General features: G+C 66.9%; 19 protein-coding genes. 13 read left to right on the top strand and 6 right to left on the bottom strand.

The window, feature by feature from the left end:
• The first annotated feature begins 689 nt into the window (after window positions 1–689).
• From H4O11_RS16670 to H4O11_RS16630, 9 genes are all read left to right on the top strand, one after another.
• A complete protein-coding gene (locus H4O11_RS16670; protein ID WP_182340986.1) occupies window positions 690–1,712 on the top strand; it encodes an AAA family ATPase in 1,023 nt (340 codons plus the stop codon).
• Window positions 1,713–1,717: 5 nt separating this feature from the next.
• Window positions 1,718–2,638, top strand: a complete 921-nt coding sequence (locus H4O11_RS16665; protein WP_182340983.1) for a DUF58 domain-containing protein — start codon at window positions 1,718–1,720, stop codon at window positions 2,636–2,638.
• Window positions 2,635–3,081 (top strand): DUF4381 family protein, encoded by a 447-nt coding sequence (locus H4O11_RS16660; protein ID WP_182340981.1) that lies wholly within the window; start codon window positions 2,635–2,637, stop codon window positions 3,079–3,081. Before H4O11_RS16665 ends, H4O11_RS16660 begins: the two co-directional genes overlap by 4 nt.
• Entirely contained in the window at window positions 3,081–4,082 is a 1,002-nt protein-coding gene (locus H4O11_RS16655; protein WP_182340978.1) for a vWA domain-containing protein, read from the top strand. The genes H4O11_RS16660 and H4O11_RS16655 overlap by 1 nt, the downstream gene beginning before the upstream one ends.
• Window positions 4,055–5,854: a VWA domain-containing protein gene (locus H4O11_RS16650; RefSeq protein WP_425506080.1), complete on the top strand. Its 1,800-nt coding sequence runs from the start codon at window positions 4,055–4,057 to the stop codon at window positions 5,852–5,854. The genes H4O11_RS16655 and H4O11_RS16650 overlap by 28 nt, the downstream gene beginning before the upstream one ends.
• Window positions 5,851–7,557, top strand: coding sequence for a BatD family protein (locus H4O11_RS16645; RefSeq protein ID WP_182340972.1), 1,707 nt, complete (start codon window positions 5,851–5,853; stop codon window positions 7,555–7,557). Before H4O11_RS16650 ends, H4O11_RS16645 begins: the two co-directional genes overlap by 4 nt.
• Before the next feature lie 65 nt (window positions 7,558–7,622).
• Complete coding sequence (locus H4O11_RS16640) at window positions 7,623–8,948, top strand: dicarboxylate/amino acid:cation symporter (protein ID WP_182340969.1); 1,326 nt, start codon at window positions 7,623–7,625, stop codon at window positions 8,946–8,948.
• 143 nt (window positions 8,949–9,091) lie between these two features.
• Window positions 9,092–11,092 carry a transketolase gene (gene tkt / locus H4O11_RS16635; protein ID WP_182340966.1) on the top strand — a complete coding sequence of 667 codons (2,001 nt, stop codon included), beginning with the start codon at window positions 9,092–9,094 and terminating at the stop codon, window positions 11,090–11,092.
• A gap of 177 nt (window positions 11,093–11,269) precedes the next feature.
• Window positions 11,270–12,001: an ankyrin repeat domain-containing protein gene (locus tag H4O11_RS16630; RefSeq protein ID WP_182340963.1), complete on the top strand. Its 732-nt coding sequence runs from the start codon at window positions 11,270–11,272 to the stop codon at window positions 11,999–12,001.
• 42 nt (window positions 12,002–12,043) lie between these two features.
• Here the strand turns inward: H4O11_RS16630 and H4O11_RS16625 are convergent, their stop codons facing one another.
• Window positions 12,044–13,993 (bottom strand): acetyl-CoA hydrolase/transferase C-terminal domain-containing protein, encoded by a 1,950-nt coding sequence (locus H4O11_RS16625; RefSeq protein WP_182340960.1) that lies wholly within the window; start codon window positions 13,991–13,993, stop codon window positions 12,044–12,046.
• 31 nt (window positions 13,994–14,024) lie between these two features.
• The gene (locus H4O11_RS16620) at window positions 14,025–14,582 is read right to left on the bottom strand and encodes a flavin reductase family protein (RefSeq protein ID WP_182340957.1); all 558 of its coding nucleotides are present in this window, start codon (window positions 14,580–14,582) and stop codon (window positions 14,025–14,027) included.
• 121 nt (window positions 14,583–14,703) lie between these two features.
• On the opposite strand from H4O11_RS16620, the gene H4O11_RS16615 reads away from it, so the two are divergent.
• Genes H4O11_RS16615 through H4O11_RS16605 form a run of 3 tightly spaced genes read left to right on the top strand, consistent with a single transcriptional unit; the run spans window position 14,704 to window position 16,876 of the window.
• Entirely contained in the window at window positions 14,704–15,081 is a 378-nt protein-coding gene (locus tag H4O11_RS16615; RefSeq protein ID WP_182340954.1) for a BlaI/MecI/CopY family transcriptional regulator, read from the top strand.
• On the top strand, window positions 15,078–16,316 hold the full coding sequence (locus H4O11_RS16610; RefSeq protein ID WP_182340950.1) for a TonB family protein: 1,239 nt from the start codon (window positions 15,078–15,080) through the stop codon (window positions 16,314–16,316). Before H4O11_RS16615 ends, H4O11_RS16610 begins: the two co-directional genes overlap by 4 nt.
• Before the next feature lie 23 nt (window positions 16,317–16,339).
• The gene (locus H4O11_RS16605; RefSeq protein WP_182341013.1) at window positions 16,340–16,876 is read left to right on the top strand and encodes a hypothetical protein; all 537 of its coding nucleotides are present in this window, start codon (window positions 16,340–16,342) and stop codon (window positions 16,874–16,876) included.
• A gap of 78 nt (window positions 16,877–16,954) precedes the next feature.
• On the opposite strand, the gene H4O11_RS16600 is transcribed toward H4O11_RS16605, so the two are convergent.
• Together H4O11_RS16600 and H4O11_RS16595 are read right to left on the bottom strand one after the other, a co-directional pair.
• Window positions 16,955–17,755 (bottom strand): MBL fold metallo-hydrolase, encoded by an 801-nt coding sequence (locus H4O11_RS16600; protein ID WP_182340947.1) that lies wholly within the window; start codon window positions 17,753–17,755, stop codon window positions 16,955–16,957.
• Between the two features lie 11 nt (window positions 17,756–17,766).
• Window positions 17,767–18,582, bottom strand: coding sequence for a S1/P1 nuclease (locus tag H4O11_RS16595; RefSeq protein ID WP_182340945.1), 816 nt, complete (start codon window positions 18,580–18,582; stop codon window positions 17,767–17,769).
• Between the two features lie 103 nt (window positions 18,583–18,685).
• On the opposite strand from H4O11_RS16595, the gene H4O11_RS16590 reads away from it, so the two are divergent.
• On the top strand, window positions 18,686–19,414 hold the full coding sequence (locus H4O11_RS16590; RefSeq protein WP_343042853.1) for an aspartate/glutamate racemase family protein: 729 nt from the start codon (window positions 18,686–18,688) through the stop codon (window positions 19,412–19,414).
• A gap of 5 nt (window positions 19,415–19,419) precedes the next feature.
• Here the strand turns inward: H4O11_RS16590 and proC are convergent, their stop codons facing one another.
• Together proC and H4O11_RS16580 are read right to left on the bottom strand one after the other, a co-directional pair.
• On the bottom strand, window positions 19,420–20,241 hold the full coding sequence (proC, locus tag H4O11_RS16585; RefSeq protein ID WP_182340942.1) for a pyrroline-5-carboxylate reductase: 822 nt from the start codon (window positions 20,239–20,241) through the stop codon (window positions 19,420–19,422).
• 17 nt (window positions 20,242–20,258) lie between these two features.
• Window positions 20,259–20,915, bottom strand: a complete 657-nt coding sequence (locus tag H4O11_RS16580; RefSeq protein ID WP_182341006.1) for a YggS family pyridoxal phosphate-dependent enzyme — start codon at window positions 20,913–20,915, stop codon at window positions 20,259–20,261.
• Between the last annotated feature and the right edge of the window lie 82 nt (window positions 20,916–20,997).

Below are 20,997 nucleotides of genomic sequence, written 5' to 3'. Positions count from 1 at the left end.
TGGCGGGACACGCCGTGAACCCATCCATGGGGGCTCCTGTTCGGCTCCTGCCTCACAAGGTCCCGCCAACCCACCCCGCCCCACCTTCGACAGGTCCATGCGGCGTCGGGTAGCGCCGGGCAATGCCCGGCGGAACGGGGTAATGGGTGATGGGTAGAGCGGGGCCATGCCCCGCTGCCCTTGTTTCCGGCATCGCGCGAACGGCAGCAGGGCATGGCCCCGCTCTACCGATTTTTCTTTGTTTCGCGCCAAGCCGCCCGGCCTCATCTTCGACAGGTCCATGCGGCGTCGGGTAGCGCCGGGCCATGCCCGGCGGAACGGGGTGATGGGTAGAGCGGGGCCATGCCCCGCTGCCCTTGTTTCCGGCATCGCGCCAACGGCAGCGGGGCATGGCCCCGCTCTACCATTTTTTTCAACGCGGCTGGCGGCCACCGGAAACTGTCCGAGGGCCGGGCGGGTGGGGTATGCGGGGCCTTGAGCGGCAGGAGCCGCGAAGAGCTACATGGATGTATTTACGCGTGCCCCGCATATCCCACCCGCCCGGGCAACCCCAGATACAGCTCGAAAGCCCACCAGCCGCGAGGGGGTTCCACCCGTTCGACCGGCTTCGTTCATGCATTTTTGATCCCCTCGGCGCACGCGCCTGCGATGATGGGGAACCGGAATTCACCGGTGCTGGTCCAAGTGCGATGAATCAGATCCCTGCCGTCTCCACCGCCGATGCCACCGCTGGCCGCCTTGCTTCGCGGTTGCATGATGACTTCCAAGCCCTGCGCATGGCGCTTTCCAGCGAAATCGTCGGCCAGGCCGATCTGGTCGAACGGTTGCTGATCGCCTTGCTCGCCGATGGCCATCTGCTGGTGGAAGGCGCGCCCGGGCTGGCCAAGACCACCGCCATCCGCGCGCTGGCCAGCCGCATGGATGCCGATTTCTCGCGCGTGCAGTTCACCCCTGACCTGCTGCCGGCCGACCTCACCGGCACCGAAATCTGGCGTCCGCAGGAAGGCCGCTTCGAGTTCGTCCCCGGGCCGATCTTCCATCCCATCCTGCTGGCCGACGAAATCAACCGTGCCCCGGCCAAGGTGCAGTCCGCACTGCTGGAAGCGATGGGCGAGCGCCAGGTCACCGTGGGCCGCCATACCTATCCGCTGCCGCCGCTGTTCCTGGTCATGGCCACGCAGAACCCGATCGAACAGGAAGGAACCTTCCCGCTGCCGGAAGCGCAGCTGGACCGCTTCCTGATGTACGTGCGCATCGGCTATCCGGACGAGGGCGCGGAAACCGAGATCCTGCGGCTGGCGCGTGAACGTGCGCGCGGCGCGCTGGATGCTGCCCCGGCGCCGCCCCGGCGCATGCCGCTGCAGGACGTTTACGAAGCACGTCGGGCGGTACTCGACCTGCACCTCGCGCCGACCCTGGAGCGCTACCTGGTCGAACTGGTGCTGGCCTCGCGCGAACCGGCGCGCTACGACGCAGCGCTGGCGCGACGCATCGCGTGGGGCGCAAGCCCGCGTGGCTCGATCGCCCTGGAACGTTGCGCGCGGGCGCGGGCCTGGTTGGCGGGGCGCGATTTCGTCACCCCCGATGATGTCCGAGCAGTGGCTGGCGATGTGCTGCGCCACCGCGTGCTGCCCAGCTACGAGGCCGTGGCCGAAGGTTGGGACGGTGAGCGGCTGGTGCAGGAACTGCTGGCCCGCGTCCCGGCGCCCTGAGCATCATGCAGGCCACTGATCCTTCCCAGGCCGTGCACGGTGATGGCCTGGTGCCAAGCCTGGCCGAGCTGGTCGCGCTGCGCGGCAGTGCCGTGCGTCCGCCCGCACCACGACGGGGGCGTGTCGGCCATGCCGGGCAAGCGCCGTCGGCGCTGCGTGGACGCGGCATGGAGTATGCCGAGTCGCGCGAGTACGTTGCCGGCGACGACGCACGCCACATCGACTGGCGGGTCACTGCGCGCAGCGGGCGCGCGCATACCAAACTGTTCCAGGCCGAGCGCGAACGGGTCAGCCTGATCGTTGCCGATACCGACCCGGCGCTGTACTTCGGTACCCGCACCCGCTTCAAGTCCGTGCAGGCGGCACGCGTCGGCGCCGTTGCGGCGTGGTCGGCGCAGCGGCGTGGCGACCGCCTGGCCGCACTGCGCGGCAGCGTGGTGGAGGCACCCATTCCTCCAGCGAGCGGAACACGTGGTGTGTTGCGCGTGCTGGATGCGTTGACGCGCTGGTACGCGCACCCGCCCGAAGAAGATGCCGGGCTGGAACATGCGTTGCAGCAGGCGGCGCGGGTGCTGCGGCCTGGTGCGCGCATGCTGGTACTGGCCGACCCGCAACGTGCGCAGGCGATCCCGGCCGCACGATGGGCCGGGTTGGCCCAGCACCATGAGATCGACCTGCTGTTGATGGTGGATCCGCTGGAACTGCAGCCGCCTTCTGACACCCTGGATTTCATTGCCGGCCAACAGCGTGTGCGCCTGGACCTGCGCAACGCACAGGTCCGCGAGCAGTGGCAGGACCGGTTCGTGCAGCCTTTGGACCAGTTGCAGCGGCTGCTGGCGGCGCGCCGCGTGGCAGTGCACGTGATCGCCACCGATGCGCCAAGCGCAGGATGGTTGGCACCGGACCTGCCGCAGGTGCCGACATGAGCGCGGCGCTGCCGCTGCGTGACGTGCATCTGCCGCCGGCACCCGGCCTGTGGCCACCGGCGCCGGGCTGGTGGCTGCTGGCCGCCGGGTTGTTGCTGCTGCTTGCCGTGCCACTGTGGTTGCAGTGGCGCCGCCGGCGCCGGCAGCGCGCCTGGCTGCGCCGGTTCGATGCCGACCTGCAGGCGGCGGGCGATGGCCCAGCGCGGCTGGCGGCATTGGTGATCCTGTTGCGGCGCGCCGCACGCCAACAGCGGCCGGGCAGCGAACTGCTGCAGGGTGACGCGTGGCTGCAGGCACTGGACCCGAAGGGAGAGCTGGCGCCGGCGCAGCGTGCCTTGCTGCATGAGGGCGCCTACCAGCCGCGCATCGATACCGGGCAACTGGCTGCGTTGGAACGCTGGGCGGCCAAGCGCTATCTGGCATTGCTGCAGGAGCGTGGGTGATGATCCTTCCCGCTTGGCCGTGGCCGGACCTGTTGCTTGCGTGGCCGTGGGCACTGCTGGCGTTGCCGTTGCCGTGGCTGATGCGGTGGTGGCCGCAGCGCGCGGCTGCAGCGGACGCTGCATTGCGTGTTCCATGGCCGGCCCAACTGCTGCAGGACATCGCTGGCGAAGCCGATGCCGGCGGTGCGCGGTTGCACCGGGTGCTGTTGTGGCTGGCTTGGTGTTGCCTGTGCGTGGCGGTAGCGCGACCGCAACTGCTGGGTGAGGCGGTCAGCCCGCCAACCCAGGCGCGCCAGTTGATGCTGGCGATGGATGTTTCCGGCAGCATGGGCGAGCCGGACATGGTGCTCGGCGACCAGGTGGTCGAACGCCTGACTGCCGCCAAGGCCGTGCTGGCCGACTTCCTGGACCGCCGTGCCGGTGACCGCGTTGGGCTGCTGGTGTTCGGTGACCGTGCCTACTCACTGACGCCCATCACCGCCGACTTGGCCAGCGTACGCGAACAGCTGGGTGATGCCGTGGTCGGCCTGGCCGGTCGCGAAACCGCCATCGGCGATGCCATCGCACTGGCAGTGAAGCGATTGCGTGGGCAGCCGCAAGGGCAGCGTGTACTGATCCTGCTCACTGACGGGGTCAGCAATGCGGGCGTACTGGCGCCGCTGCGCGCGGCAGAGCTGGCCGCCACCGAGCAGGTGCGCATCTACACCGTGGCGTTTGGTGGCGATGGCGGAATGAAGCTGTTCGGCATCGACCTGGGCCAGGCGCAGGATCCCGTTGATGAAGCCACCTTGCGGAAGATCGCCGAATCCACCGGGGGGCGTTTCTTCCGCGCCCGCGACACCCGTGAACTGGCCGGCATCTATGCAGAGCTGGACCGCCTGGAGCCGGTAGATGCGGAAGGCCCCGCGCTGCGCCCACGCGAAGAAATCTATTACCGGCCGTTGGCGCTGGCGATGTTGCTGGGCGCGCTGGCATGGCTGTGGCGGGGACGGCAACGATGAGCGTCGGCTTCATTCCCACGTTGCACTGGGCGCGGCCAGAGCTGTTGTGGGCACTGCTGGCGCTGCCGGTGATCGCATGGTGGGCGTGGCGCCGCGGCCGTGACGCGCGGCGCTGGCAGCAGGCGGTCGATGCGCACCTGCTGCCGCACCTGCTGGTGACCGGCACGCAGGGTGCGCGGCGCTGGCCCTGGGCAGTGTGGGTGGGTTGGGCGTTGGCCGTGCTGGCGTTGGCTGGACCCGGCTGGACGCAGCAGGCGCAGCCCCTGCAGCAGCCGCAGTCGCCACTGGTGGTGGTGCTGGACCTGTCCACGCGCATCACCGCCACCGACCTGCCGCCGTCGCGGCTGCTGCAGGCACGCGCCAAGCTGGCCAGCCTGCTGCAGCAACGCGAAGGCGGACAGCTGGCGCTGGTGGTGTATGCCGACGATGCGTATACCGTGGCGCCGTTGACCGATGACATGGCCAACGTCGCGCTGTACCTGGATGCCCTGGCGCCGCAGGTGATGCCGTCCGATGGCCAGCGCACCGACCGCGCGCTGGACTGGGCGACGCAGCTGCTGCAGCGCAGTGGCATGCGGGGTGGTGCGATCCTGCTGCTCACCGATCACGCCGACGCAGCGGCGATCGAAGCGGCTGGCCAGGCGCGGGGACAGGGCGTGCGGGTATCCGTGCTGGGGTTGGGAACCCCGGCCGGGGCCGCGTATCGCGATGGGCGTGGGCAGATCGGCAACGCCGCGCTGGATGAAGCCAGCCTGCGACGGTTGGCATCAGCCGGCGGTGGACGCTACCGGCGGCTGGCCAGTGATGTCAGTGACCTGCATGCGCTGGACCTGCATGGTGCCGATGCGTCGGCCGGTGCGCAGGTACGCGATGGCGTTCGTCATTGGCTGGACCAGGGTTACTGGCTGGTGCCACCGTTGATGCTGCTGGCGCTGCTCGCTTTCCGTCGTCGTGCCGTGGTGCTTTCGGCGCTGCTGGTGGTTGGCATGGCCGCGCTGCAGCCGGTGCAGGTGCAGGCCAGCCCCAACCCGCCTGCGGATGCCGGGACGGATGCAGGCACGCCCTGGCTGCGCGCGGACCAGCGTAGACAACAGCGCCTGGAACAGGGCGTGCAGGCATACCACGCGGGTGATTTCGCTGCCGCGGCCAGTGCGTTCGAGGGCGTGGACAGCGCTGAAGGCTGGTACAACCTGGCCAATGCGCGTGCGCGCCAGGGCGATCTGGACGGTGCGATCCAGGCCTATGACCATGCATTGGGCCAACGCCCGGGCATGCCGGATGCGGTTGCCAATCGGGCCGTGGTGGACGCCGCACGCAAGCGCAAGCCACCGCCGGCACCGAACGATGGCCAGGCCCCGCCTTCGCAGGATGGGGACGGACAGTCGCCGGCCGGACAGGGACAGCCGCCTGCGCAACAGCAATCGCAGCCATCTTCCTCCCACGCTGCGCCGCCGCCTTCGCAGGACCAGCAGGGCGACCAGGGCGACCAGGGCGACCAGAAGGGCCAGCCACCGTCGAAGCCCCCTGCGGACCCACAGGCACAGGCACGTGCCGATGCCGAGCAGCGCCAACGCATGCAGCAGGCCATGCAGGAAGAGGGGGCCGGGTCGGACGGACTGCCGGCGCAGCGCAGTGATGGCCGCACGCCGCAGCAGCGTGAGCAGCAACAGGCAGTCGAGGCGTGGATGCGTCGCGTCCCTGACGAGCCCGGCGACCTGCTGCGCGCCAAGTTCCAACTGGAAAACCAACGCAGGAAACGGGAAGGAAGATGACACGCCGCGCCTCACCCTCATTCATTGCAGGGCTGCTGCCGTGGTTCTGCGCACTGCTGTTGTGCCTGCCATCGCCGTTGCTTGCACAGACCCGCGCTTGGCTGGATCGTGCACAGGTGGACATGGGCGGCACGGTCACCCTGAACATCCAGACCGACAGCGATGCCGCGCCTGATTTCGCCCCGCTGCGCGCGGATTTCGTGCTCAGCGGCCAGACCCGCAGCCGCCAGGTGGAATGGAGCAATGGCCGCATGCAGGCGCGCACCCTGCATGGCATCGCATTGTCGCCACGGCGTAGCGGGACCCTGGTCGTGCCCCCCCTGCAACTGGGCACGGCGCGCACCCCCGCACTGCAACTGCAGGTCAGTGCAGCCACGCCGGCCCGCAACGATGGCAGCGCAGCAGCCTTCATCGAAACCGAGGTGGATGATGACAGCCCCTACGTGCAGCAGAGCGTGGGTATCGTGGTGCGGCTGTTCTACGCCGCGCAGCTGGCCTCTGGCACGCTGGTGCTGGATACGCCGGAAGGGGCTTCGCTGCAGGTGGTCGGGCAGGACCGCACCGACGTCCGTGAGATCAATGGCCGCCGTTACAATGTCGCCGAGCGCCGTTACCTGTTGATTCCCGAACGCAGCGGCCCCCTGCGGCTGCCGGGTGCGCGTTTCGATGGTCGCACTGCCGGCAGCTTCTTCGAGGACTTCTTCGGTGGTGGAGGCGATGGCCGCATGCGCGCCGCCGCAGCCGAGCAGGTACTGCAGGTGCAGGCGCAGCCAGCCAACGCACCGCAGCCATGGCTGCCCCTGCATGACCTGCGCCTGCGCTACACGCTGGCTCCCGAGCGCGCGCGCAGTGGCGAAGCCGCGACGCTGGAAGTGGAAGCGATTGCCATGGGAGCCACCCGTGCACAGTTCACCGAGCTTCCGGTTCCCGACCTGGGCAGCGAGGCGCAGGTGTTCGCAGAGCCGGCGCAGTACGACGAAACCTTCAGTGGTGGATCTCCCCGCTTGAAGATCACCCGGCGCTATTCCATCGTGCCGCGCGCGGCAGGCACGCTGCAGGTTGCCGGTATCCAGATGCGCTGGTGGGACGTGGGCAGCGGGCAGGTACGCAGCAGTCGCCTGCCGGATCTCAGCCTGGCCGTGGCTGCGGCAAGGGGCGGCAGTCCGGGCGCCGCGCCGCCGGTGCAGGCGCTGCAGACCGACGCCGCGTTGCCTGGCAGCGACGGCGATGGCGCCACGATCGCCCTCCCGCTTCCGCAGGACGGTTCTTCCGTGCGGACGTGGCCGTGGACCGCATTGGTCGTTGGCCTGCTGCTGTTGTGGCTGCTGACCCTGTGGTGGGGCTGGCGACGCGGACGTGGCAGGCCGGCAGATGCGACGGCGCCCGGCGCCACAGACCCTGCCGCAGCGCGGCCAGGCACGGCGGAGCTGCGGCGTGCGCTGGACACCGACGGCCTGGCCGAGGTGACCACGCTGCTATGCGCGATGGCGGGCGTATCGCGATTGGAACAGGTCGTCACCAGGCTGGACGACGCGCGCCAGCGTGAGGCGCTGCTGGCGCTGCAGAGGGCACGCTGGGCAGGCGAGGGCGAGCTGCCTGCCGTCCGCCGACAGGTGAGGGAGGCCTTCCGTGACGGACCGCACTGGTCGGCACAGGCAAAAATCGCGCAGACTGACCTGCCCCCCCTGTATCCGCGCGGCTGAACAAAGCAGCAGGATGGCGAGGGCGCTTTGCTAAAGTTACGTTCACTTGTGAGGAAATCGACCCGATGACAGCAGCCAGCCCCGCGAAGAAGAAGATGCCACTGCACTGGAAAATGGGCATCGGCTTTGCCATCGGCCTGCTGGCGGGCCTTGCGGTACATGCATTGGGCGGGCAGATGCCCGGATTGATGGACGTGGCCAAGTGGCTGATGCATTACGTCACCACGCCGGCGTCGGGTCTGTTCCTCAACCTGATTTTCATGCTGATCGTGCCGCTGATCTTCTCGGCGCTGGTCATGGGCGTGTCGGAAATGGGCGATATCCGCGCCCTTGGCCGTATCGGCTGGAAGACGCTGGCCTACACCGTGCTGCTGTCGGGCATCGCCGTGGCCATCGGCCTGGTACTGGTGAACGTGCTCAAGCCCGGTGCCGGCGTGGACCCGCAGGTGGCCGCGCAGATGCTGTCGGAGAACGCCGAACGCAGCAAGGAGATCGTCGCCGGCATCCATGGCAGCCCCAAGGGGGTGGACATGCTGCTGTCGATCGTGCCGAGCAATGTGCTGCAGGCTGCATCTGACAATGGCGCCATCCTGTCGTTGATGTTCTTCGCCCTGATGTTCGGTATCGGCATGGTGCTGACCGACGATGAGAAGGTTGCCCCGCTGCGCCGCGCCATCGAAGGCGTGTTTGAAATCTCGATGACCCTGATCAATCTGGTCATTCGCCTTGCTCCGTACGCCGTCGCCTGTTTCATGTTCAACCTCGCCGCGCTGTTCGGCTTCGAGCTGATCATCCGCCTGGGCGCATACGTGGGCGTGGTGGTGCTTGCGCTGGGCGTGCACATGATCGTGACCTATGGCACGGCGGTGTGGCTGTCGGGCCGCTCGCCGATCGGCTTTTTCCGCGACACCCAGGAGGCCACCGTGATGGCCTTCTCCACCGCGTCCAGCAACGCCACCCTGCCGACCGCGCTGCGCGTGGCCGACCAGATGAAGCTGCCGCAGCGCGTATCGCGTTTCGTGCTGACCGTGGGGGCCACCGCCAACCAGAATGGCACCGCGCTGTTCGAAGGCGTCACGGTGATATTCCTGGCCCAGTTCTTCGGCGTGGACCTGAGCATCGGCCAGCAGGTGATGGTGATGGCGGTCTGCATCCTGGGCGGCATCGGCACCGCCGGCGTGCCCTCCGGTTCGCTGCCGGTGGTGGCGATGATCTGCGCGATGGTCGGCGTGAACCCGCTGGGTATCGGCCTGATCCTGGGCGTGAACCACTTCCTGGACATGTGCCGCACCGCCCTGAACGTCACCGGCGACCTGGCCCTGACCACCCTGGTGGCCAAGGGTGAAAAGGACGAGCCGGCGGTGCCGGCAAGCACCAGCCGGGTGGACTGACCGCTGTCGCAGGTCGCGTGGCGCCGGGCCCTGCTCGGCGTTCCCTGGCCGGACCGATGCCATGGGGGCCCGCCGGGCATGGCTCGGCGCTACAATAGGGCGCCCGCACGTTCGCGGCCGCCTCCCTGATTCCGACCGAACTCATGACGCAGCCTACCCGCCGCCAGTTGGCCAACGCCATCCGCTTCCTTGCCGCCGACGCGGTTGAAACCGCAAACTCCGGCCACCCCGGCATGCCCATGGGCATGGCCGACATCGCCGAAGTGCTCTGGAACGACTACCACCGGCACAATCCGAACAATCCGCAGTGGTTCAACCGCGATCGTTTCGTGTTGTCCAATGGCCATGGCTCCATGCTGCAGTACGCACTGCTGCACCTGAGCGGCTACGACCTGCCGATCGAGCAGCTCAAGCAGTTCCGCCAGTTGGGCAGCAAGACCGCTGGCCACCCCGAGCACCACGAGACGCCTGGTGTCGAAACCACCACCGGACCGCTGGGCCAGGGTTTCGCCAATGCCGTTGGTTTCGCCCTGGCAGAGAAGCTGCTTGCACAGCGCTTCAATCGCCCTGAGCTGGAAATCGTCGACCACCGCACCTGGGTGTTCATGGGCGATGGCTGCCTGATGGAAGGTGTGTCGCATGAAGCGGCTTCGCTGGCCGGTACCTGGGGCCTGCACAAGCTGGTCTGCTTCTGGGACAACAACCACATCTCCATCGACGGCAACACCGCCGGCTGGTTCACCGACAACACACCCGAGCGCTTCGAAGCGTATGGCTGGAACGTGGTGCGTGACGTGGATGGCCATGATCCGGAAAGCATCAAGGCAGGCATCGACGCGGCGCTGTCGCAGTCCGACAGGCCAACCCTGATCTGTTGCCGCACCACCATCGGTTTCGGTTCGCCGAACAAGGCAGGCAAGGAATCCAGCCACGGCGCCGCGCTGGGCAAGGATGAACTGGAAGCCACCCGCAAGGCATTGGACTGGCCGTACGCCCCGTTCGAAATTCCGGAAGAGATCTACGCTGGCTGGCGTGCAGGCGGTACCGGCACGCTGCGCCAGGCCGAGTGGGAACAGCAGTTCGACAAGTATGCCGCGCAGTATCCGCAGCAGGCCGAAGAGCTGACCCGTCGTTCGCATGGCGAGCTGCCGGCTGATTTCATCGCCAAGGCCGATGCCTACGTCGCCCAGGTGGCAGCGGAAGGCCCGACCATTGCCTCGCGCAAGGCCTCGCAGCTGGCCATTGAAGCGTTCGCCCCGCTGTTGCCGGAACTGGTCGGTGGATCGGCTGACCTGGCGCATTCCAACCTGACCCTGTGGAAAGGCAGCAAGTCGGTGGCCACCGACGACGCCAATGCCAACTATGTGTATTACGGTGTGCGCGAGTTCGGCATGACCGCGATCGCCAACGGCCTGGCCCTGCATGGCGGATTCCTGCCGTTCGATGCGACCTTCCTGGTATTCAGCGATTACGCGCGCAACGGCGTACGCATGAGTGCGCTGATCCCGGCACATGCCATCCACGTCTATACGCACGATTCGATCGGCCTGGGCGAAGATGGCCCGACCCACCAGCCGGTGGAGCACCTGGCCTCGCTGCGCTACATCCCGAACAACGATGTCTGGCGTCCGTGCGACGCAGTGGAGTCGGCAGTCAGCTGGAAGGCGGCGATCACCCGCCAGGATGGTCCGAGCTGCCTGGTATTCAGCCGCCAGAACCTGCCGCACCAGCCGCGCAGTGCCGCCCAGATCGCGCAGATCGAACGTGGCGGCTACGTACTGGCCGACGCCGAGGGCGGCAATCCGGATGTGATCCTGATCGCCACGGGCTCGGAAGTCTCGCTGGCGACTGAAGCCAAGGTGCAACTGGACGCCGCTGGCCTGAAGACCCGCGTGGTGTCGATGCCATCCACCGATGTGTTCCTGCGCCAGGATACGGCTTACCGTGAAGCGGTGCTGCCGAAGGCCGTGCGCAAGCGCGTTGCAGTGGAAGCCGGTGTCACCGGTTTCTGGGGCCAGTTCGTCGGCCTGGATGGTGCGGTTATCGGCATCGATACCTTCGGCGCGTCGGCACCGGCCAGTGCGTTGTACAAGCACTTCAACATCACCACCACGCACGTGGTGGAGGCGGCGAAGGCGCTGTAACGGCGACTGTCGCATGCTGCGGAGAAGGCCGGCGCAAGCCGGCCTTTTCTTTTCCCGCGGCTATCCAGGGACGCGTGCGAGGCCATCGTATGTAGCTGATTTTCAGGCGATACCGCCGGAATGATCCGTTCCCGCGCACGAGGTTTCCAGCACGCCGGGACATGCGATTCTGGTGGCATGAAAACCAAGACGAAAACCGGGGTCATGATTGCCATGCTGGTGGCGCTGGGCAGCTTCGGCGCACAGGGCCAGGAGGACGGTGCACAGGCCGATCTCTCCAGGTTCCGCTATGGCCTTGAAACGATGCGGCAGATATCCAATCCCGGGCTGCTTGCTCACCGGAACTTCTACGACCGGGCATCGGTTGGTCCGGATGCGGCCTGGTTCGATGCCGTCAAACAGGGCAACCTGGCCGAAGTAGAGCGCAGGGTGCGGGCTGGCCAGGATCTGGAAGCCAAGGACGAAGCTTCGCTCGGACAGACCGCGCTCGGCTGGGCTGCCTTCATCGGCTATATGGACATCGTGCAGTATCTGGTCGAGCAGGGGGCGGACATCCGTGCCACGGACAGGGCCGATGTCTACAACGCGCTCAAGTCCGCCGTGATGGGCGGAAACGTCGATGTCGTCAAATACCTGCATGCCCTGTTGAAGGATGAAACGGATTGGGATGCCCGTGAAAGCGACCAGGAAACCTTGTTCATGGTGGCTGCGGTGGATGGGCGCCTGGCAACCGTGAAGTACATCCTGCAGTTCGCCCCAGACGTGAATGTGGTGGCGATCAATGACCATCCGAAGATTGATGAAAGCCCGCTCAGCGGTGCGTGCGAAGGTGGATTCACCGATGTTGCCGAGCTGTTGATCTCAAAGGGGGCGATCAACCATAAGACCGGTCGGTCCAGCTGCAACTGAGCGGCCGGCATGGCGTGGTACAGCGGGGCAAGGCCCCGCTGCTCAGGCTGTGCGCGCCAATGCCAGCCGCAGCAGGCGGGCGTTGAGCCGTTCGCCGACGCCTTTCGGTGCTTCCAGCCCCATCCGCTGCAGGTACACCGCGTCGCCATCGCCGGCAGGCTGCTTCAGTGCTGCCCACGCCGTGCGCAGCGTGCTGTTCCGGGTCTGCGTATTCGCTTTCAACCAGCCCAGCGCCTTCAGCAGTACCTGTTCAACCTCGGTGAAATCACTGCCCAGGGGATAATCCGGCAGCGTGCCATCGGCACGGAACCCGGCCAGCGCCGCGGCAAGCGCCTGGGGAGTCGCGCGTGCTGCACGTGGGTCCGGCCGCGTATCGGCAGGAACCTTGCGCGCCGACGTCGCCTGTTCCAGCAGGGACTGCTGGAAAGGCGCTTCGGTGATTCCCAGCATGGCCAGCACGCAGTCGGCGTCGGTCATTCCCCGCAGGTCGGCGATGCCGTATTCGTTGAGGTACACGTCGCGCAGGTGGCGCGGGATCGTCGTATGGCCGTAGTTCCAGCGGACGTTGCTCTGGCGTTGGCCGCCATCGTCGCGCGCCGCGCGGAACAGCAGCACGCTGCGCGCGCCCGGCAGCGCATGCGCCATCGCCACGAAGTTGTACTGGCCACCCACGCCGGAAACCACCCGGCCATCTTCCAGCGCATCCGACACCGCGGCACCCAGTGCGGTGGCCATCATGCAGGAATTGAAGAAGCGGGCGTGCCGGCGTTGCAGGCGCTCCAGCTCTTCGTTGCCACCGTACAGCTGGTTGATTTCGCTGATGCGACGCATGCCGATGGCGCGACGCTCCTCGTCCGGCAGCGTACGCAGCCACTCGTAGAACTCCGGCGAGCCCAGGTAGAACGCGCCGTGCAGGCATTCGCCTTCGGCGGCCAGGGTGGCATGGTCGGCGGTGTAGGCGCTGCCGTTGTCCAGTCGCTTCATCAGTGCCAGGTCATCGTGCACCTTGCGCTTGATCACCCCGCATTGCACCAGTTTGCGGAAGCCTTCGTTGAGCATTTCGCTGCAGCCGTACAGGCCCTCTTCGAACGGTCCAAGCCCGCCGATTTCCGCTACCAGCGGGTGCTGGGCCAGTTGCGGGTCCAGTGCATGCAGCACGCGCCGGTAGAGGGCGTTGTCGGTATGCCGCAGCACCAGTGCATGACTGAGTGCGTCGGCCAGCGTGCCGATGCCGATCTGCAGCGTGCCGCCGTCGCGCACCAGCGTGCTGGCATACAGCCCGATCGCATGGTCGGCATCGCCGACGGGTTGTCGCGGCAGGCCGAACAACGCCGGGTAGGGGCCGGCAGGGCTGACGACCAGGTCGAAGAAGCGTTCTTCCACCGCTGCCGCACCCCCCAGCCAGGGGAGTTGCGGGTCCACTTCGGCGATCATCAATGGACGTGACAGGCCGCGTGCAGCCATCGCATCCAGGGTGTCCTGGGTGATGTCGTTGTTGCAGGAGAGCGAGAGCAGCGAGCTGCCTTCGCGGCGTGCGACCTTCTGCACGATGGCGCACGGCACGCGTTGCGCGACCGCGTCGGCGGCATGGGTGTAGTTGAGGCTGGTATAGCTGGCCTGTGCCTGTCGCGAGCCCAGCAGTGCGCCCGACTGCATGTAGAATTCTTCTACCTGGACATGCGCTGGCAACGCATCGCGCGCCATCGCATCGGCATAGGCCAGGCGCTGGAAGCCGGCGCCGAAATGGCGCTCGGCGAACGGTGCCATGAAGCGGGCTTCCAGGCCTTCGCCACGTGCGACTGGCGGATTCAACGAAAGCGCGGTGTATATCTGCAAGGGACGGGAAGGGTCACCCTCGATGCGCTGGTAGAGGGCATTGAGCAGGCGATGTGGCTTGCCCAGCGCCAGTGGCGCACCGATGCGCAGCTGCCCGTCTACCCGCGCCAGCAGCCAGTCGACGGCGCCATCCAGGTCAGTCAGGTGGTCGGTCATGCGGCGTGGTCCTGCAATGGATATGACGGCATTACAGCATGTCGGGCTTGAATCGCCGTCGACGCGAGACTTCGGCGCCGGCGACCATGAACTGTCCATCGCCGCGGTAATGCACGGTGCGCGGCAGTTTCGGCCGCGGCGCAACATGGGCCTTGACGATTTCCCAGATGAACAGATTGTTCGAAACCACCTGGCTGCCGTCATGCAGGCGGCACTCGAAGCTGGAATGGCATTGGCCGACCAGCGGTGCGCCGACCTTCCCGGCAGGGACTGCATCCAGGGAAAACCGGTCGAACTTGTCCACGTCGCGTCCACTGCAGTTGCCGATGTCCACCACGGTGTCCAGCAGTTCCACGCCAGGCACGTTGATCACGCACTCGCGGCTGTCGCGGGCCAGGCTGAAGCTGTGGTTCTCGTTCCATATATAGGTGGCGACCAGCGAGGGAGAAAAGCCCATCACCATGTGCCAGCCCATCGTCATGATGTTGCGCTGGCCATGCGCGGCCGTGCTGACCAGGATGATGGGCCCGGGTTCGAGGAAGCGACGCGCGTCCTCGACCGGATGGTCCAACTTATGTAGCGATCTCATGGGAGCTCCTGCATGGCATCGACCTGCATGCTGGGCGAAGACGGATGAAACGCAGGTCGAGGACTTGACATCGGTCTCGATTACGAGCGTAATCGCAATCACTCGATTACGGATGTAAACGATGATCCAGATCAGTGAAGCCGAAGCGGTGGTGATGGACGTGCTGTGGGGTCAGGCACCCCGCAGCGCGGAAGAGGTAGTGGCCGCACTGGCGGGCCGCAACTGGGCGGAGGCGACCATCAAGACGCTGCTCAACCGGTTGCTGACCAAAGGTGCGATAAGTGCCGAGCGCGATGGTCGACGCTATCTGTACCACCCGCTGCTGCAGCGTCAGGCCTGGGTGGCTGAGCAAAGCCAGGACTTCCTTGGCCGTGTGTTCGAGGGGCGGGTCGCACCGCTGGTAGCGCACTTCAGCCAACACGGCCAGTTGAGTGCGCAGGACATCGCCGAGTTGAAAGCATTGATCCAGGCCTTGGCCGAGCCGGGAGAAGGACCGTGAGCGGGCTGCTCCAGTTACTGCTGGTGGCGAGCATCTGGCTGGGCATCGGCGTGGTGCTGTTGGCAGCGATACGGCCGTTGCTGCTGGCATTGGGCGGCGCGGGACTGGTCTATCGCAGCTGGTGGTTGCTGCCGCTGGTGCTGCTGGCGCTGTGCCTGCCTGTGCCAACGTTGCCGATGGGTGACGCATTGCCTGTCCTCGGCCACATCGCGGTTCCCGGCCTGTCGGCCGCCGGTACGATGGTGCCATCGGGCTGGCCCATGGCGTTGGCCGGGCTATGGGGGCTGGGTATGGCCACCACGGCGGTGCGCAGTTGGCGTGCCCAGCGCCGGTTCGAACGCGGCATGGGGACGCTGCGAGCGCGCGAGGATGGCAGTTGGCAGGCCAGTGGCGACCCGGGCCTGCCTGCGCTGGTGGGCCTGCTGCGGCCACGCATCGTGGTCGGACCACGGTTCGATGCACAGTTCGACGCCGCCGAGCGGGAACTGGTGCTGCAGCACGAGCGCAACCATCGCCGTCATGGTGACCATCTTGCCAATGGTGGGCTGTTGCTGCTGCGTTGCGTGTTCTGGTTCCACCCGTTGCTGGCGTGGGCGGCCCGTTGCTTCCTGCGCGACCAGGAACTGGCCTGTGACGCGCGCACGGTGGGTATCCGACCGGCGCTGCGCGGTCTTTATGCCACTGCCCTGTTGAAGGCGCAGCTGGTCCATCCGGCGGCACCGATGGCCTGCCATTGGCGCTGCCAGCCCTTGTTGAAGGAGCGCATCATGATGTTGGGTCAGTCGAAGCGGAAGCGGTTGCCCTGGTTGTCCGGCCAGGTGCTGGTGGCCGGACTGTGCGTGGCGGTAGGAGGCGTTGCATGGGCCAGCCAGACGGGGCAGGCGTTGCCCTCCGGCATCGATGTCGCTCCCCTGCCGGCGTCCGCCGATGCGTCCCCTGTTGCCGGCGACCGGCAGGCGCAGGCGTTGAAGATGCCGCCACCGCACTACCCGAAGGCGGCGTTCGAACAGAGCCAGACCGGTGAGGTGGTACTGCGCGTGGACATAGGCGCAGATGGGCAGGTGGGCGATGTGCGTGTACTGAAGGCCAGCAACCCGGGCGTCTTCGACGACGTCTCCATCGCCGCGGCCAGGCAGTGGACCTACCAGGCTGCCATCAAGGACGGCAGACCGGTAGCGTCTGCGCTGCGCATTCCGATCACCTTCGCGATGGATGAGACGGAGCCGGCCCCTTGAAGCGTGCGGCAGCGCTGCCGTTGATGGTGGCGTTCCTGGCTGGGTGCGCTGGGCATGACCGCTTGACGGCGATCGATACGCGGGACGAGCAGGTCGAGCACCGGCAGTTGCAGGTAGGTTCCGGTGCGGGTGCCGGCGCCATCGAGCCCTACCAGCTGCGTCCCAGCGAGGGCTATCGGATGCCGCAGTTGCATACCGCGCCACCGCCGGTGGTGGGCGCGCGCGATCCGCGTCGCAATCTTGCGCCGACCATGGTCTGCCTGCAGGTGGTGGTCGACGCCACCGGCGCAGTCGAACGCAGCCTGCCCTTGTCCAATCGTGACGAATGCAAGGCCGGACTTGCCGCTGAGAACACCATGCTGCTGCAGGCCGCGCAGGAAGCCGTGGCGAAATGGGAGTTCACACCGGCCGCCGTATGCCATTTCGCCGCAGGCGTGCCCGTTGCAGACCCGGGTGACTGCAACGGTGCCGAACACGTGGAACCGGTGCCGGTCAGCCTGTTGTACGCCTTCACCTTCGAGATCGTGCAGGGCCGCCAGTACGTCCGAAAGAAAGAATGAAAAGGGGACGGAGGGGATCAAGTCGTCTTTGGCCGCAATGATAGCCAAAGACGACTTGATCCCCTCCGTCCCCTCTTTTCAGGCGCCGCCCTGGATGTTTGCTTTCACGGCGGCCTGCATCAGCTTTGGTTCGGGCAGGGTGGCATCGCGTGCCTGGCGCATGGCGACGAACGCGGCTTCGTCTACCCCATCGTGCACATGGATGTTGTGCGCACGCTGTGCGCCGATGGTGGTTTCGTTGGCGATGTCGCGACCGCCCGGGCCGTAGTCGTGGCAGACGAATACGCGGGTGTCCTCCGGCAACGCTAGCAGGCGCTGGATGGAACGGTACAGCAGCGCTGCATCGCCACCGGGAAAATCGCAGCGGGCGGTGCCGCCGTCGGGCATGAACAACGAATCGCCCGGGAACAATGCATCGTCGATCAGGTAGGCGATGCTGTCGCTGGTGTGGCCGGGAACGGCGATGACCCGGCCCCGCAGTTCCCCCAACGCAAAGGCCTCGCCGTCGGCGAACAGGTGGTCGAACGGGTTCCGTGCCAGCGGCAGGTCCAGTGCGTAGCGCGGCGCGAAGGTGGCCTGGACCGCGCCGATGCCATCACCGATTCCCAGCCGGGCGCGGGGGAACTGTCGTTTCAACCGACGCCCCGCCGACACGTGGTCGGCGTGGGCATGGGTCTCCAGCAGCCACTGCACCTCCAGTCCGTTGGCCTGCACATGTTCCAGCAGCGGACGCAGTGGCGTTTCGCTGGTCGCGTCGGTATCCGGGTCGTAGTCCAGCACGGCGTCGATCAGCGCGGCCTGGCCGCTGGCAGGGTCGTGCACCACGTAGCTGAACGTGCTGCTGTCGGGGTGAAAGAACGACTTGACCTGGATGGGCATGGCAGGGCTCCTCAGCGGTGGCCGAGCGCGCTGTTCAGGACCTGTGCCAGGCGCTCACCGGCGATGCGCAGTTCGCCTTCGGCCACGGGGCGATAACGGGCGGTGTACTCGTCGCCGAGCTTACGTGAAGCGGGGTAAACACCTTGTTCAACGGCGATGCGGCAGCTGGCCTCGGCCCATGCCGCCGCGTCATGGCGCAGGTCCACGCGGCGTGGCAGGCTGGGCTTGGGCAGGGCCTGCAACACCGCCACGTAGCCATCGTCATCCAGCTTGCGGGTATTGAGCAGGCCGCTGTCCCACAGGGAGTGCAGGTTGCTGCCGCGGTCGTTGAACTGCAGCTGGAAATCATTGCCGCCCTTGTCGTGCCCGTAACCGGCATGCATGGGCTGGTGGATGTCGCCGACAAGATGGACGACGAACTTCAGCGCCTGCGCGCGCTCTGCATTGCTGCGCTTGCTGTCGGACAGGATCAGGGTCTGTGCCTTCAGCGCCTCGACGACGCAGTTGCCATCGGGGCAGTGCCTGGGTGCCAGGTAGCGGCAATCGTCCTCGGCGATGTTGACGTAATGCCAACGGGCCGAGCGGCGACCGAGGTCGCGGTCATGCGCGCGCAGTTGGTCGGCCCATGCTGCGACGCCGGGCAGGGTCGGGTCGGCTTCGCCTGCCAGCAGTTCATCGACTTCGGCACGCGCTGCCGGGGTGAGGCGGGACTCGGCGATGCGCCCTACCAGGCGGTGGCCCTGTGCGCCCCAGGCCAGGGCATTGGTGGAAACGAGGGTAAGCGCCAGGGCCAGGGCAGCGGCCGGGATCAGGGAGTTCATTTTCATCGTTGCATTCTAGCGGGCGGCCTGCAGCCGGACTTGCCCGGATCTGGCCGCGCCATGCCCGGTGGCGCTACGCTGTGTCCATCGGCTATCAGCGGGAACGGCGGTGGAGCAGAGGATCGTGGGTCTCATCGGTGGCATGAGCTGGGAAAGTTCGGCGCAGTACTACCGGATGATCAACGAACAGGTGCGCGATGCGTTGGGAGGTACCCATTCGGCACGGGTGCTGCTGTGGTCGTTTGATTTCTCGGAGGTCGAGGCGTTGCAGCATGCTGGCGATTGGGACGCAGCGACGCGCCTGATGGTCGATGTGGCACGGAGGCTGCAGGCGGCGGGCGCCAGCGCGCTGGTCATCTGCACCAACACCATGCATCGCATGGCGGACACGGTGCAGGCCGCCATCCACGTTCCGCTGCTGCATATCGCCGATCCCACCGGCATGGCGGCGAAGGCGGCCGGCATACAGCGCATCGGACTGCTTGGCACGGCGTTCACCATGGAGCACGACTTCTACAAAGGCAGGCTGGCGCAGCGGCATGGGCTGGACGTGCTGGTCCCGGATGCAGCAGACCGTGCCCTGGTGCATCGGATCATCTACGAGGAACTGGTGCAGGGCCGGGTGCTGCCAGAGTCGCGCCAGGCCTACCGCGGGGTGATGCAGCGGTTGGTGGAGCGCGGTGCGCAGGGCATCATCCTGGGCTGCACGGAGATCATGCTGCTGGTGGGTGCCGACGATGCCAGCGTGCCACTGTTCGACACCACCGCGTTGCATGCACAGGCTGCGGTCGATCACCTGCTTGGGCAGGATCCCCTTTCCGCTGGAAAAGGGACCTGATCCACTCAGTCGTTGGCCGCTGACAGTTCCTGCCCACGCTGTTGCGCGGCTTTCAGCGCGCATTCCACCAGTGTTTCGAAACCACCGGCCTGGAAGGCCTCGATCGCCGCCTGGGTGGTGCCGCCTGGCGACGTCACGCGGCGGCGTAGTTCGGCCGGCGCTTCATCGCTTTCATCCAGCATGCGCGAGGCCCCCAGCAATGTCTGCTGCACCAGCAGGCGGGCAGCATCGGCTGGCAGGCCCTGGGCGATGCCTGCCGCTTCCATGGCTTCGGCCAGCAGGAACACATAGGCCGGACCGCTGCCGGATACCGCAGTGACCGAATCCATCAACGCTTCGTCGTCCACCCACACCGTGCGGCCTGCGCTGGCCAGTACCGTGTCAGCCTGTTCTCGCTGGTCGGCTGACACCTGGGCGGTGGCGAACAGGCCGGTGACACCGGCGCCGAGCAGCGCCGGAGTATTGGGCATGGCGCGCACCACCGGCAGGTCGCCGCCCAACCAGCCGGCCAGCTGCCTGCTGGTGATGCCCGCGGCGATGGAAACCAGCAAGGGCTGCTTCGACTGCGCCAGCGCCTGCAGCGACCGGCAGACATCGCGCAGCGCCTGTGGCTTCACCGCCAGCAGCCAGGTGCCGGCCTGGCCAGCCGCTTCGCTGGCTTCGGCATGCGTTTCCACGCCGAAGTCGGCAGCCAGCGCCCGGCGCAGCTCCGGTACCGGCTCGGCGACGTGGATACGGTCTGCGGCCATTCCCCGGCGTACCAGCCCTGCGATCAGGCTGCGGGCCATGTTGCCGCCACCGATGAAGGCGATGGACGTCTCTTTCATGTGCGTTCTCCTGGTGATCAGGCCGGACGGGCGCGCGCGCCGAACAGCGCGGTACCGATCCGGACCATGGTGGCGCCTTCGGCGATGGCCTCGGCGTAGTCGCTGCTCATCCCCATCGACAGCGTGTCGGCCTGGGGATACTGCCGGGCCAATGCCTGTTTCAGGGCATGCATGCGCATGAAGGCGGCACGTCGACGGGCTGCGTCCGGCCACGGTGCGGGAATGGCCATCAGGCCGCGCAGGCACAGCGTCGGCTCGGCGCTGATGGCTGCAGCCAGGGCATCGATGTCCTGCGGCTGGCAACCGTGCTTGCTGCCTTCATCGTCGATGTTGACCTGGATCAGCACGTTCAAGGGGGGCAGGTCGCGCGGACGTTGGTGGGCGAGGGCATGGACCAGCTTGGTGCGGTCCACGCTCTGGACCCAGTGGAAGTGGCGGGCGGCCAGCTCGGCCTTGTTCGACTGCAGATGGCCGATCAGGTGCCACTCCAGCGCCAGGCCGCGCAGCGCCTCGATCTTGGCCAGTGCTTCCTGTACGTAATTTTCGCCAAAGGCATGCTGGCCCTGCGCGGCCAGGGTGGCGATCGCCTCGGCTGGCTGGGTCTTGGACACCGCCAGCAGCAACGGGACTGGCCGTCCGGCGGCCTTGGCCGCGTCCTGCAGGTTGCTCAGCATGTCGGGCAGGGGGCTTTGCACGTAACGCGTTCCGGTGTGACAGGAGGCTATACTGCCGCCCGGGGAAAGATCCTTCCAGTCC

This window comes from Stenotrophomonas tumulicola, assembly GCF_014117215.1.
Taxonomy (GTDB): Bacteria; Pseudomonadota; Gammaproteobacteria; order Xanthomonadales; family Xanthomonadaceae; genus Stenotrophomonas; species Stenotrophomonas tumulicola.
Note: the sequence above shows the minus strand (reverse complement) of the source record. Positions and strands in the feature narration are given on the sequence as shown.

Excerpts from the sequence above, each read along its gene's own strand:
- H4O11_RS16615 (WP_182340954.1), top strand. The coding sequence starts at position 14,704 with ATGATCCAGATCAGTGAAGCCGAAGCGGTGGTGATGGACGTGCTGTGG.
- H4O11_RS16670 (WP_182340986.1), top strand. The coding sequence starts at position 690 with ATGAATCAGATCCCTGCCGTCTCCACCGCCGATGCCACCGCTGGCCGC.
- tkt (WP_182340966.1), top strand. The coding sequence starts at position 9,092 with ATGACGCAGCCTACCCGCCGCCAGTTGGCCAACGCCATCCGCTTCCTT.
- H4O11_RS16625 (WP_182340960.1), bottom strand. The coding sequence starts at position 13,993 with ATGACCGACCACCTGACTGACCTGGATGGCGCCGTCGACTGGCTGCTG.
- H4O11_RS16630 (WP_182340963.1), top strand. The coding sequence starts at position 11,270 with ATGAAAACCAAGACGAAAACCGGGGTCATGATTGCCATGCTGGTGGCG.
- H4O11_RS16600 (WP_182340947.1), bottom strand. The coding sequence starts at position 17,755 with ATGCCCATCCAGGTCAAGTCGTTCTTTCACCCCGACAGCAGCACGTTC.
- H4O11_RS16580 (WP_182341006.1), bottom strand. The coding sequence starts at position 20,915 with ATGCTGAGCAACCTGCAGGACGCGGCCAAGGCCGCCGGACGGCCAGTC.
- H4O11_RS16620 (WP_182340957.1), bottom strand. The coding sequence starts at position 14,582 with ATGAGATCGCTACATAAGTTGGACCATCCGGTCGAGGACGCGCGTCGC.
- H4O11_RS16650 (WP_425506080.1), top strand. The coding sequence starts at position 4,055 with ATGGCTGTGGCGGGGACGGCAACGATGAGCGTCGGCTTCATTCCCACG.
- H4O11_RS16605 (WP_182341013.1), top strand. The coding sequence starts at position 16,340 with ATGGTGGCGTTCCTGGCTGGGTGCGCTGGGCATGACCGCTTGACGGCG.
- H4O11_RS16595 (WP_182340945.1), bottom strand. The coding sequence starts at position 18,582 with ATGAAAATGAACTCCCTGATCCCGGCCGCTGCCCTGGCCCTGGCGCTT.
- H4O11_RS16660 (WP_182340981.1), top strand. The coding sequence starts at position 2,635 with ATGAGCGCGGCGCTGCCGCTGCGTGACGTGCATCTGCCGCCGGCACCC.
- H4O11_RS16655 (WP_182340978.1), top strand. The coding sequence starts at position 3,081 with ATGATCCTTCCCGCTTGGCCGTGGCCGGACCTGTTGCTTGCGTGGCCG.
- H4O11_RS16640 (WP_182340969.1), top strand. The coding sequence starts at position 7,623 with ATGACAGCAGCCAGCCCCGCGAAGAAGAAGATGCCACTGCACTGGAAA.
- H4O11_RS16645 (WP_182340972.1), top strand. The coding sequence starts at position 5,851 with ATGACACGCCGCGCCTCACCCTCATTCATTGCAGGGCTGCTGCCGTGG.
- proC (WP_182340942.1), bottom strand. The coding sequence starts at position 20,241 with ATGAAAGAGACGTCCATCGCCTTCATCGGTGGCGGCAACATGGCCCGC.
- H4O11_RS16665 (WP_182340983.1), top strand. The coding sequence starts at position 1,718 with ATGCAGGCCACTGATCCTTCCCAGGCCGTGCACGGTGATGGCCTGGTG.